This window comes from Bacteroides sp. PHL 2737, from assembly GCF_004115325.2.
GTDB classification, from domain to species: Bacteria; Bacteroidota; Bacteroidia; order Bacteroidales; family Bacteroidaceae; genus Bacteroides; species Bacteroides hominis.
This window is the reverse complement of sequence record NZ_CP040630.1, coordinates 2935797-2948212: the sequence shown is the minus strand read 5'-3', so window position 1 is coordinate 2948212 and position 12416 is coordinate 2935797. Positions and strand designations below refer to the sequence as shown.

Genomic DNA, 12416 nt, shown 5'->3' with positions numbered 1-12416 from the left:
TCATTATTGCACGCAAAAATAAGGATTTCTTTTTGAGTTTACTATTTTTTATCTAAAAAATGTTATTCCGGCACTTCTGTAAATCGTTTCAGGATATTATAGGCCGAAACAATGCCCAACTCGCCTGCCTTACTTAAGTCAGCTATTCCATTCTTATTGTTACCCAGGAAAATATGTGTCAATCCACGATTAAAATAAGCCTCCGCAAACTCTTTATTCAATTCGATAGCTTTATCATAGTCCGCAATTGCCGCACGATAATCTTTCAACATGGCCAATACATTGGCACGGTTATAATACGCATAAACAAAATCGGGGGCTAAAGAGATCACATGATCCAAGTCACTTTTCACTATATCATAGTCCAAGGCACTGATTTCCGACTTCGGTGGAGCGGATATACCCGGTAGTGTGGCCGGTGCTGCCGAGGCTGCATTAGCTTCTTCTGCCTTTTGATATTCCAACTGCTTGTAACGCACCAAGGAACGCATAAAGTAAGCAGGGAAGAATTTATCATCCAACAAAATGGCCTGAGTCAGATCTTCAACAGAACTGGCAAAATCTTGTACCAGATAGAAATCAAGTGCACGGGAGAATCGTATGCGTGCATCCTGCGGATTTTCAACAATTGCCGAAGTATGTGTATCAATCAATGCAAAGTGGAACTTCACTTGTTCTTCGGTAAGCGGTGATTCCATATTAGTGATATACAAACGTTTTGGTAAAACACCGGCACGATTCAAATCATCTATATACTTATAATAATGTACCGTCCGCTTCACATCGCTCATCTTCTCGTAATAGGTAAGAGCATACATCGGTTCCATCTTGATATTAACATTACGATCCTGTACCCTGCCCCGAATATCACTCTTATATTTCTGTTCCACTTCAGAATTATCTGCGATAACGATTTTCCGGTAATTATTCATATCCTTATCGGACTTTTTACGAGTTTTAGTCTCCTCTTTCTTATTACTTTTTTTATTATCAGCCACGGTCTTATCGCTATTACTTACACCATTTTGCTTGTCAAGTTGCGCTTTCATGACTTTAAACTCGTCCATTTCAGCACCTTTACGGTCGCCGATCTTTCTCCTTGCCTCTGCACGTTGATAATATCCGGCCAAAAAGTTCGGATACATATCAATCACAGTTGTATAATCCTTAATGGCTCCCCGGTAATCCCCCGTTTGTGCACGAAGTAATCCTCGGTTAAACGTAGCCATCATGTTATCCGGTTCTATTTGCAGTACAAAATCAAAATCCTCAATAGCTCGATTGTCATCTCCTACTTGTGCCCGAAGCAAACCACGGTTATAATGTCCGATAAAATTATTCGGATCAATATCAAGAGCCAGATCATAATCACTCATGGCTCCCCGCAGATTATTCTGATGGAAACGGGCTAAAGCACGATTAATATAATTCCCGGCGTTTCTGGCATTCAAATGCGTTGCATGATTCAAATCCGATTCTGCCTCTGCATATTTTCCCTGTTGTAACCTGACGATGGCCCGGGATGCCCAGGCATCAGGATCATACTTATCCATCTCAATAGCTGTATTGAAGTCATTCAAAGCCCGCAATGTATCCTGTTGCTTCAAAGCCACCTCTCCTCTCATCAGATAGGCTCTTGTATATTTGGGAGCAACTGCCAGCAATTTACCCAAATCATCTTCAGCAGCTTTATAGTCTTCTTTCTGTATATGGCATAAAGTCAGATTATGCCAAAGCGTAATATTTTCAGGGTCAAAATGAAGTGCTTTCTTATAGTCTTCAATAGCCCCATCATACTTATTCTGTTTAATCCTTGCAAGCCCACGAATCTGATAAGCACCCACTACAAAAGGATTCCTGTCAATGGCCGCATCACAGTCATCTTCAGCTCCCTGATAATCATCCAGGTTGATCTTGGCAAGCCCTCTGAAAAAATAGGGTTCATACAGGTAGGGTTTTGCATTGATCACTTGATTAAAATACTGAATGGAAAGGACATAGTCCTCAAAGTATAACGCGTTTCGGGCAATCATCATTACCCTGTCTGTGTTTATCTGAGCATATATAAATGTAGGAAACAACAATAATGCTGCTAATATCTTTTTAATCATCGGCTTCTGAATACTTTTTAAGTAGAGCAAAAGTAATGCTTTTCATCTATTAAACAGGGATAACGGACAACTTTTTATATTTTTTGATTATTTTATAGGACCCCTCCATGCAGATATTCAGTAGTCTATACACCTTCTTAACACCTATTAACCTCACATTCATTATTAATTTACGATTATTTCGTAGATTTGTAATATGTCCATAAATCAATATATGAAACGGGTTATCCGAAAATTAAAAATACAGAAAGAAAGACACCTGTACAATATTGCAAACAGGAACTCTTTTATACATAAAATAGTATCAACATGAAACAAAAATCACTTCTTTTACTACTACCTTTCCTGCTGCTTTCTTGCAGCGGAAAGAAGAACAGTGACCAGCCGTCCGAAGCAACGGTCCAAATTACAGAACCAGAATTCCCTCAAATCGTACCTTTCGAAACAGGTATCGAAACAGAACGGGAAATACTACTGAGTGAAATAGCCGATTCAATACGGTATATCCCGTTGGAGACAAACAATAAATGCCTGATAAGAGGGTTAAAGGGAACCAATATCATCCAGACAAAAGAGTATTTCTTCCTACCATGGCTCGATAAATTATTTCAGTACACAAAAGATGGTAAATTCATACGGACACTGGGCCGCAAAGGCGGTGGACCAGGTGAATTTAACTGGATCATGCAGATTGACGTGGATGAAGAAAAAGGATTGGTCTACATGCTAACAACTACAGGAAAAATCAATATCTACTCTATGGAAACAGGTAAATTCATCCGTGCAATGAAAGTTCCTAATATAGAAGTTAGTGAGTTTGCGATGTTACGTGTTCAGGATACAATTGCCGCAACATTCATGCGCAATAATAACGGAAGACGAAAAGAACGTATTTACCTTTCCAACCTGAAAGGTGATACGTTGCAAATCTTCAATCGTTGGGACCTATTTGAGCTAAACAGCCAATATCGCTGGATGATCAGTAGTGATATAGATCGTTATATGTTCCATTACGAAAACCACACCTGTTATAAAGAATATTATAACGACACCCTATTCACCGTCACTCCAGAAGCTTTAGAACCCCGATATATATTCCAGATGGGCAAATACTCATTACCGATGGAATGCAGGTTTGAATATCTCGATGGAAACGGAAAGCGTTTTCAGGAAATGGCCGCTCCTTACATACAGTACAGTGCCATAGAGACTGACTCCTACATATTCATGCCTTATTCTAATTGGGCAGGAGAGAAAGCGCGAGAAAGACAAATGGCTATTTACGACAAAAAAGCCAAAAACTGTTTCAAAGTAGCCACAGGCCATATAAAAAATGACTTGACTCCTGGTTTACCATTACGCCCGATAACGGCACTTGACAGCCATACACTGTTATATGTATGGGAAGCTCCTGAACTTTTAGAAAAAGCGGAAGAAACACCTTCCATACTTCAAATCGAACAGTTGAAAGGCTTAAAGGAAGACGATAATCCGGTAATGATGCTGGTATATTTAAAGCAACCATAACCGGGCTCTTTTAAGAAAAACATCAAATAGCCGTTGCAGGATATTTGAAATGCAGTCCTGAAAAAGTAATGGGTAAAATTGATTTATATGATCAACTTTACCCATTGCTTTTTATTCGAAAATCTCAGGTATATCATTTCACCTGCTTCATCTTATAGGAGCTACGAGCCTTTCCTTTCAACATCGTATTCAGTTTTCCTTTTATCATTTGTTTACGCAAAGGAGAAATGTGATCTATGAACATTTTCCCGTCCAAATGGTCAAATTCATGCTGCATAACCCGTGCCAGAAACCCTTCTACCACTTCGTTATGCTCTACAAAATTTTCATCCATATATCGTACGTGAATCTTACTGCCTCTCTTTACAGACTCGTGTATGCCGGGCAGACTAAGACATCCTTCTTCCATGGATACTTCTTCACCCTCCACAACATCAATATGTGCGTTTATATAAGCCTTACGAAAATCCTTGTATTCAGGATAATCTTCTGAAAGCACATCCAGGTTAATAACAACTACGCGGACAGGTAAGCCAATCTGAGGAGCGGCAAGCCCTACCCCATCGGCATGATCCATCGTTTCAAACATATTTTCAATCAGCTCTTTCAGGTTCAGATAATCCGGCGTGATATCCTCCGCCACCTGCCTGAGAACTGGCTGACCATATACATAAATAGGTAAAATCATATCTTATAATTATTCTTTTTAAATATTCTTTCTTCTTACAAACGTTTGCTTTCCAGATAAGACTGCAAAATAATAGTTGCGCTAATTTCATCGACCAATGCCTTGTTCTGTCTGTCTTTTTTCTTAAGCCCGGCTTCAAGCATCGTACGGTGTGCAAGCACAGAAGTAAAACGTTCATCTACATATTCAACGGGAATATCAGGCAAACGTTTTCTTAACGAACGTACAAAAGGCTCTATATTTTTCATATTTTCAGAAACCTCATTATTCATCTGCTTCGGCAAACCTATAATAATGCGTTCCACCGGTTCCTGTTTTACATAATTGGTTATGAAATCCAGAAGTTCATGACTTGGTACAGTTGTCAGCCCGTTAGCGATAATCTGCATCGCATCACTCACAGCTATTCCTGTACGTTTTCGCCCGTAATCTATTGCTATTATTCTACTCATATTTGGAGTGCAAAAATACGATTAAAATTTGGATTATTCCCTATTTAACAAACAAAAAGGGTATCCGTTGTGCGGATACCCCTTCCATTATTTATCGGGCTATTGCCTCAATAAAGTTATATTATTCCAGAATCACAACGCGGTTCAAGAAGTTCTTGCCAAACATGTTGGCAGTTCCACCGAAGCCTACCAGTTCAAGCTGATCCTTGCTTACACCTTCTTTAATAAGTGCATCGTAAACAGCCTGTGCACGAGCTTCAGACAACTTCTGGTTCCACTTGGCGCTACCGGTAGCTTTATCTGCATAACCTGCCACCTTATATTTCTTATCCGGATTAGCCTTTAGGATCTTAGCTGCCAACTGAATATTAACCATACCATAGTCGTCAATCTTAGATTTGCCAATCTGGAAGAAGATAGCACGAGGTCCGGCTACTTCAACTTCCTTCACAACTTCTTTTGTTACAGGTTTCACGTTAGCCAACGCGTTCTTGGCATCAGCCAAGTCAGACTGAGCCTTAGCCAGTTCGCTTCTGTAACGATTCAGTTCTTCATTGATAGCATTCTGGTCTACCTGAGAACCACAAGATACGAATCTCTTGCCACCAAATGTATAAGTTACACCTGCAGTCAGAGAAACAGCGCCGTCGGTATGGGCAGAGCTAATATTACCGAACGGAGAAGGAGAAACCTCGCCTCTTGCTTCAATGTTGATATCTAAATACTTATTGATATTGAACTGTCCAGCCAAACCTACAGAACCGTTGATCAGTGCATTTACTTTATCCTGATCGCCATAAGCTTTGGCAAATGTCAAACCGGGACCTGCAAAAACAGAAACTGTGAACAAACGGTCCGGATTGTAACCGCCAATAGCATTCGACAAGTTAAACATACCGTCCGCACGCAGAGTGAAGTAATGTTTATTCTTACTCTTAATATAAGTATCGGCAGGTTGTCCGTAGTTAGAATACAAGGTAGTCCATGCGCCAGCCACCTGACCACGGATACCCCAAACCGGATTGAACAGTTTACCAACTGACACATTGATCAGCGGAGTTATGGCTTTACCAAAGCCATAATCAAAGTTGTCCGGGTTTACACAACCCTGAGCGCCAACACCTACACTCACAAAGATATTGTCCTTAAAGCTTTCGCTATAGAACGTCTCTTTAGTCTGAGCAGTAGCTGCAGTAGCACCGGCCAACAATAAAGATAATATTACTAATTTACTTTTCATTGTTTTTTGTTTTTAAATATTTCAACTCTTTTAGTTTCTTATTTGCTCCGACCATTCTGCTTACTTCAAATAAATCTTATATGTAAGCCCGCCGGTAAAATATTTCATTCTTTGCAATTCTACCTGCGCATGCAAATGGTTGAAAAGCAAATAGGTAGCACCAAACGCGAAGTCCTTTGCATCATATTCTGCGATTACTGTCAGATCAGGAGCAAAAGATGGAGCATAAGTGAGCCCTCCGGCTAATCCATTCAAGTGGTAATCCACTCTTCGGTTGTACAGATATGACAGATGCACACCTATCTTCTCCTTTCCAACCGGGATATGCTTGGTGGCTGCGACATAAAAACGGCAAAAATAGCCATTACCATCGGCAGAACCTACTTGCCCATCGCCTGACTCAGTATAAGGATCAGAAGTTCCCACTACAACAGCCGGCATGTGCTTCCACAATTGTCCTTCTTTCAAAACTCGCAAACGGGCAGAAAAATATCTGTCCTGATTCGTAAACTTCTTCTTTCCAACTTTCCAGTCAATCCCTATAGTCTGCGACTGAAACAGCGTACATGTATAGGCTATTTCGAGCCAGGGAAAGATAGTCACGTTCAAAAAGTAATTATACGTATGGTAATCCCATGTAGGAGGAGTTATCTCCTTATTTAGAAAATTTCCACCGATCATCACTGTCTTATCCCGTTGCATTTCTGCTGACGGAGCATGGAGCAGACCGGTAGTTCCGTACGTCAACTGAGCCGAAAGTGCCAAATGACAGCAAAGGAACAAGCCCATAAGAAGTATCTTTTTCATCATTACCTGCAGTTTCTATACTTTCGGTTCAACTCGTACTTTTTAATTCTCAACAATTACTTTTACCTCTGATTAGTCGTTAGATCCACCACCGGCGTTCGGGTTGAAGCCGTGAGAGTCATGAGAATCGTGAGAATCGTGGCTGTAATAGTTAGGATAGATCATTACGCTGTTCTGGTAAGAAACGATACCTTCATAATATTTGCCAGAGATCAGGAATGTCAGCTTCTTAGAAACCAATTGTCCTTTAACTCTATAGCCAATAATACCATAACCGCTCAATACGCTGATTTTAGCATAACCAACCTTCTGTACGAAACCGGCATTCTTATTCAAAGCTTTAGCAGCATTTGCAAGGAAAGCAGCCTGAATATCAGTAGAAACAGCGCCTTCTGCTCTTGTTGCAGGAGCAGCCACTTCTTTTACATCACCTGTAAGTTCACAACCTTCATTGTAGAAGTAAGGAACCAAGATAGCGGCATCTTTAACAGAGTTTGCAAATTCAAACGGAGTAGTAACCAAAATCGATCCATCAGCCTGAGCCTCAGCAGTAGTAGCTCCAGTAGTAACGTCACCGGTCAACTCTTTTGTAGTTTCCAGACCAGCCTTTTCCTCAGCTGTAGCTGTTGCGCCATCCCACATATTCTTAACTGTTTCAGCAGAAGGTTTAGCTTCTTCAGCTGCTTTAGTTACCAATGCTCCGGCTTCAGATTCAGTAACATCAGTCTTAGGATCAGTCGGAGAAACTACCGGAGGAATAGTTGCTGCTTCAACAGAAACCAAAGCAACGTCTACAGTAGCAACACTTGTCTGGCCGTCACTAACCTGGTTCAGGTATACTTGTCTTGTTACAGAATAATAACCGGTTGCAGAAACTTCCAAGCTATATCCTTCTGCTTTATAAGTAACTTCTTTGTTGAATGTAGCTCCAACTGATTCGCCACCCAATGTAACTTTAGCAGTAGTCAAAACCTGACCTGTAGTTGCGTCAGTAATAGTACCGGCAATATAATACTTTGCAGGGGCTGGTTTTGTTGCTTCATCAACTTCTGCTTTCTCGTAGCAGCTTGTAAACAGTGTACCGCAAACTGCCAAAACGGCTAACGCTAACTTAGCGCCATTACCGAAAAATTTACTTTTCATTTTCATCTCAATAAAATTAAAAATTTAATAATTCTGATTTTACAAAATATGGATTAAAACTATTATCATTCATTACATTATCACTTGCCTGAGAGTTATACCCTTTACCATATATACGTTCATTACCCGCATTATATTGGAATCCGAAATTATTAGGCATTACTCTTGGGATATACCCCTTTCTCTTATATTTGTATGGAGGCAAAGCTATCTGAAACAAGAAACCTCCATTCAGTCCTTTATTACCTGCATGTTGCACTTTCATTCCATAAAAGCCAATAGAGGCATAGCGAAAATGGCGAACCATATCAAAACGGACTCCATATTCTTCCTCCAAATATCGCTCTCCTTTTAAACTAAACTGTGTATTGTATTTCGGCCAATAGAAATTAGCTCCGATAGAACCGGTCAGAGTCCATTTGGTACCATGATAAAAGGCCCAATCTTCAAAATACCCTCTTCCGGTATACCCGATGCGCGCATCTACTGAAAAGCGCTCATCTTTAAAGAAGTGTTTTGCTTTTAAATCACCTCCCCAGCGAAACTTATTAAAAAATCCGACTGAGGCTGTCAGAAATGTGCGTTGAGGCAAACGCACAGTCTGTGACAAAGTCACAAATCCGGGACGGATCTGCTTATACCTTTGACCATAATCATTATAGATAGGGAAAATCACTTGTCCGGTCAGTTTCATTCCCTTCCACAAAGAAACTTCTATGGCAGGAGAGACATTAACCACAATTTCATAGACCTTAGACAAAATATAGTTTCTGAATAATAATTCCGGATATACCACTATATCTACCTTAAACAAAGAACTGTTTTGCTTCTTAATACGTCTTGCCTGCTTCCATCCTTCTCCCAAATCATAACTTACATTCCAGTCAGCCCGATTTGCTTCAGCAATACTATCTCCTTTCATCGGCTGATAATAGAGAGATATCTGAGGTATATTATTGTCCAAAACTATTAACCTACATGGCTTATTTTCGGGTAAACCCATCTTTTGAATCAAATCAACAGCTTTACCTATTCCGACTCCTTCAAGACGATAGGCTGAATTCTGTATCACAAAAACCCGTTCCTCATTATCTTCTGTCCACCCTACATTCTCAAATCCCATTTTCACCAGTGCGTCAACAGTAGCCTCTCCTGTTTGACATACACCTTTTAAAGGGAGTAAACAGAATGATATGAGTAAAATTCTGAGCAAAGTAGCGTCAATTGTTATGTTTTTCCTCATGTAAGGGCTTTTGTGATTCATTTGTTTGCTTTAAAACTTATGTACCCTAAAAATTATAGATACAAAATATGGTGCAAAAATAGACACAATTTTAATAATACCAAAGAGTTTTACATGTTTTTTCGCAGATTTGTATCAGTTTTTTTTCATTCGAACTCCTGCTTACTTAAAAATAGACCAGAAAAACCATTTATAATCTTAAATAATATCCATCATATATTTTAGAATCACTAATAGAGCAAGTTATATAAATAAAGAAATGATAAAATAAAATAGAAATATATATTAATACTAAATTTCCAATAAAATACCGCTATATTACAAATTTACTAAATCCAGGTAAAATCAAGTAGTAGCTAATCTAACCAAATCACAATTATTAACAACTAAAACAGAAATGCATCGGCAAGACCAGTATATATATAATAATGTATTCATATATTAATATAAACCTACTATATAAAGCAGTTGAATTAACAATGTTAACTACAAAAGCAGCCAATTATATTCTTAGATTTACGAAGTTAACCTTATGTATTTACGAAGTTAATATCTTGGGTTTACGAAGTTAACTTTAACACTGTGTTAAAGTTAACTTCGTAAACCCAAGATATTAGTATTTAATGTCACTGTTTGTCAACATCTTATGTCTTATTAGCTTTTTATCGTTACTCCACAACATTCAGGCATAAGATTGAGGTTCACATTTTCGCAACTACATACCCGAACCATTTATCACCCTCTCAAGTTATATCCGGAATCAGATCAATAGCTTTCTCTTTACTTTCATCTACTATCTTGGCATATATCTGAGTTGTTTGAATGTTAGTGTGTCCCAGGAGTTTGGACACGGTATAAAGATCAGCCCCAAGAGTAATCATCATCGTAGCATGAGTATGGCGTGCCGAATGAAATGTGATATGTTTTTGAATACCGGCTTTAGCAGCCCATCTTGGCAATATCTCATTGGTCCTTCCTAAACTGATCAGTCCTTTGAATACTTTCTCTGTATCCTGAGCCTTCCCACGGACCGGGAGTTGTTTTAAAGCTTCATTACTCAAAGGAAGCGAAAGGATTTCCTGAGTTTTCTGCTGTGTCATATGCAGTTCTATTTTCCCTATCTTATTTTTTTTCAGATTTCCCCATGTAAGTGCCACTATATCACTATGTCTCAACCCACAAAAACAACTAAATAGAAAAGCCCTCTTCAAAGTCTTATTATGAAAATCCGTTTGCGATAATGTTTTAACTTCATCAATAGTTAAAAAGGCCCTTTCGGTTCTTTTACGTTTAGGTTTTTCCTCTTTTTTTATCTTATCCATCGGGTTTGAGATTATAATTTCATCAATTATGGCACTATTAAGGCAATAATGAAAAACTTTATAATAATATACCTGAGTATTGGCATTTATATGCTTTATACTTTTGCAATGCTTCTGAGTTGCAGTTTTCAAGTACTCAATAAAGCCGAGTATATACTTTTTATCTATCTGCCTAAGCTTAATACCTAATTTATCATAACGCTGGAGATGATATATCAAAGTATACATAGACACTTTTCTTGAAGTTTTTTCTATATCCCTGTCTGCCAAATACTTTATATAGTCTATCAGTGTTATATCCTTTTTCTCTTTTTGATGGTTAAAGCCATATATTCCATTCTGCAATTCTACAATTCTTTGAGCTTTCACCGCATTAGCAAGCTTCATAGTACTCTGATTTAAATCTTTGTCTTCCCGCGTATGCTCAGGTATTATATATAACTTTAAAAACTCATATTGTCTCTTTCCATCTATATATATATCTAAATATATAGACTCACAACCATTCGACAGACACTTGGTTCTAATTCTAACCGGTTCTTTAATCCTTACTTCTTTTTTCATATTATTTGTTTGCATGTTATTAGTTATAAATATAGACATTATTCCGTTATAAGTAACAAAAGTCTCAGAAAAAAGATTTCTAAAGAAAAATGATTAGACGATATCCGCCTGCAGAATTCAAATAAACATCTGTTTTTTAGCTACTTATCAATTTCACAAAGATTCTTTATGAGTCTTAATTAAAGTAGCAGCTCGGTAACATACATACTTCATGAAAGTAAAGATCAATCAAAATCATAATAAACCAGGCAAAAGCAACATTTGCATAAAACACTATATATCAACAATCTAAAATCAAACAACAAGCAAAACCATATTATGCAAAACCATATATCGATTTCCCGAAAGAAAGCCATGTCGAATTATCGTTTTGAATAACAACGTTCCTCAGATTTCTCTTTATTATCAGCCATCTAAAAAAGACAGAACCATAGATATTAGCAAACAAGACTGGGAAGTCAGCTATAATCTTGGAAATAGCTGGAACAAAGTAAAAAGGAATAAAAAAAAGAATAGCTCTTTGTATAAAGTAGATATCACAATATATCCGGAATTATCACTAAAAAATCTGGTAATAACGCAAATCTATCAAGTACTTTTCAATTTATCACCCGCCATAGAAGTCTCTTTATGGAGAGGGATGAAATTCACCGCTCAAATGGTGATTCCGGTATACAATGACGGATATGCCAGCAGATACGATAAAGTGCATCCGGGTTTCCTTGAACTATCACAAACGGTCCGTTTACCTTATAACTTATGGGCAACACTGTCTGTAGGTAATTTTAATAATAGCCGATATGGCATTGATTTCAATCTGATTCATCATTTCAACGATGAACGTTTCAGCGTAGAAGGACGTATAGGATATACCGGAACCGGATATTGGGAAGGTTTTACTATGCACTACGGCACAAAGATGCGTACAACATGGTCATTGGGAGGAAGTTTCTATTGGCCCCGCTATAATGTAGAACTAAATGCAAGAATGGAACAATATCTACTGCAAGAAAAGGCGGTCAGAGTAGAAGCAATCCGGCATTTTCGCTATGCCTCTATCGGCTTTTATGCCATGAAAGCCAAGAATGTAAAAGCCAATGGAGGTTTCCGTTTCCAGATAGCCTTACCTCCTTACCGATATAAACGTAAAGGATATATCCCCCGGATCACGCCCTCCAACAATATGGGAATGTCCTATAATGCAGGAAATGAACAATATTACTATAAAACTTATCGGCCGGCACCCGATGACAACATAATGAAGAATAATAGTTTTAATCCATATTTTGTAAAATCTGAGTTATTAAATTTTTAATTTT

The 12416-nt window shown here is 38.3% G+C and carries 10 protein-coding genes; 2 read left to right on the top strand and 8 right to left on the bottom strand.

Annotation, left to right across the window (positions count from 1 at the left end):
- Window positions 1–62 precede the first annotated feature (62 nt).
- On the bottom strand, window positions 63–2111 hold the full coding sequence (locus DBK98_RS12030) for a tetratricopeptide repeat protein (RefSeq protein ID WP_032536317.1): 2049 nt from the start codon (window positions 2109–2111) through the stop codon (window positions 63–65).
- A 309-nt stretch (window positions 2112–2420) separates the two neighbouring features.
- Here DBK98_RS12030 and DBK98_RS12025 point away from each other — a divergent pair, with 309 nt between their 5' ends.
- Window positions 2421–3638, top strand: coding sequence for a 6-bladed beta-propeller (locus DBK98_RS12025; protein ID WP_005809027.1), 1218 nt, complete (start codon window positions 2421–2423; stop codon window positions 3636–3638).
- Between the two features lie 133 nt (window positions 3639–3771).
- Here the strand turns inward: DBK98_RS12025 and def are convergent, their stop codons facing one another.
- The 7 genes from def to DBK98_RS11990 all read right to left on the bottom strand — a co-directional run bounded on the left by def (window position 3772) and on the right by DBK98_RS11990 (window position 11097).
- The gene (def, locus tag DBK98_RS12020; RefSeq protein ID WP_005809028.1) at window positions 3772–4326 is read right to left on the bottom strand and encodes a peptide deformylase; all 555 of its coding nucleotides are present in this window, start codon (window positions 4324–4326) and stop codon (window positions 3772–3774) included.
- Between the two features lie 35 nt (window positions 4327–4361).
- A complete protein-coding gene (gene ruvX / locus DBK98_RS12015) occupies window positions 4362–4778 on the bottom strand; it encodes a Holliday junction resolvase RuvX (RefSeq protein WP_005809030.1) in 417 nt (138 codons plus the stop codon).
- A gap of 121 nt (window positions 4779–4899) precedes the next feature.
- On the bottom strand, window positions 4900–6018 hold the full coding sequence (locus DBK98_RS12010; RefSeq protein WP_005776469.1) for an OmpA family protein: 1119 nt from the start codon (window positions 6016–6018) through the stop codon (window positions 4900–4902).
- Window positions 6019–6078: 60 nt separating this feature from the next.
- Entirely contained in the window at window positions 6079–6828 is a 750-nt protein-coding gene (locus tag DBK98_RS12005) for a YjbH domain-containing protein (protein WP_032530687.1), read from the bottom strand.
- A gap of 69 nt (window positions 6829–6897) precedes the next feature.
- Entirely contained in the window at window positions 6898–7974 is a 1077-nt protein-coding gene (locus DBK98_RS12000) for a DUF3869 domain-containing protein (protein WP_005776467.1), read from the bottom strand.
- A gap of 10 nt (window positions 7975–7984) precedes the next feature.
- Window positions 7985–9232 carry a hypothetical protein gene (locus DBK98_RS11995; RefSeq protein WP_005776466.1) on the bottom strand — a complete coding sequence of 416 codons (1248 nt, stop codon included), beginning with the start codon at window positions 9230–9232 and terminating at the stop codon, window positions 7985–7987.
- 722 nt (window positions 9233–9954) lie between these two features.
- Window positions 9955–11097, bottom strand: coding sequence for a site-specific integrase (locus tag DBK98_RS11990; RefSeq protein WP_005809037.1), 1143 nt, complete (start codon window positions 11095–11097; stop codon window positions 9955–9957).
- A gap of 370 nt (window positions 11098–11467) precedes the next feature.
- On the opposite strand from DBK98_RS11990, the gene DBK98_RS11985 reads away from it, so the two are divergent.
- Window positions 11468–12412 (top strand): hypothetical protein, encoded by a 945-nt coding sequence (locus DBK98_RS11985; RefSeq protein WP_032536318.1) that lies wholly within the window; start codon window positions 11468–11470, stop codon window positions 12410–12412.
- The last annotated feature ends 4 nt before the right edge of the window (window positions 12413–12416 follow it).

Excerpts from the sequence above, each read along its gene's own strand:
- DBK98_RS12010 (WP_005776469.1), bottom strand. The coding sequence starts at position 6,018 with ATGAAAAGTAAATTAGTAATATTATCTTTATTGTTGGCCGGTGCTACT.
- DBK98_RS12030 (WP_032536317.1), bottom strand. The coding sequence starts at position 2,111 with ATGATTAAAAAGATATTAGCAGCATTATTGTTGTTTCCTACATTTATA.
- def (WP_005809028.1), bottom strand. The coding sequence starts at position 4,326 with ATGATTTTACCTATTTATGTATATGGTCAGCCAGTTCTCAGGCAGGTG.
- DBK98_RS12005 (WP_032530687.1), bottom strand. The coding sequence starts at position 6,828 with ATGATGAAAAAGATACTTCTTATGGGCTTGTTCCTTTGCTGTCATTTG.
- DBK98_RS11995 (WP_005776466.1), bottom strand. The coding sequence starts at position 9,232 with ATGAATCACAAAAGCCCTTACATGAGGAAAAACATAACAATTGACGCT.
- DBK98_RS11990 (WP_005809037.1), bottom strand. The coding sequence starts at position 11,097 with ATGAAAAAAGAAGTAAGGATTAAAGAACCGGTTAGAATTAGAACCAAG.
- DBK98_RS12000 (WP_005776467.1), bottom strand. The coding sequence starts at position 7,974 with ATGAAAATGAAAAGTAAATTTTTCGGTAATGGCGCTAAGTTAGCGTTA.
- ruvX (WP_005809030.1), bottom strand. The coding sequence starts at position 4,778 with ATGAGTAGAATAATAGCAATAGATTACGGGCGAAAACGTACAGGAATA.
- DBK98_RS12025 (WP_005809027.1), top strand. The coding sequence starts at position 2,421 with ATGAAACAAAAATCACTTCTTTTACTACTACCTTTCCTGCTGCTTTCT.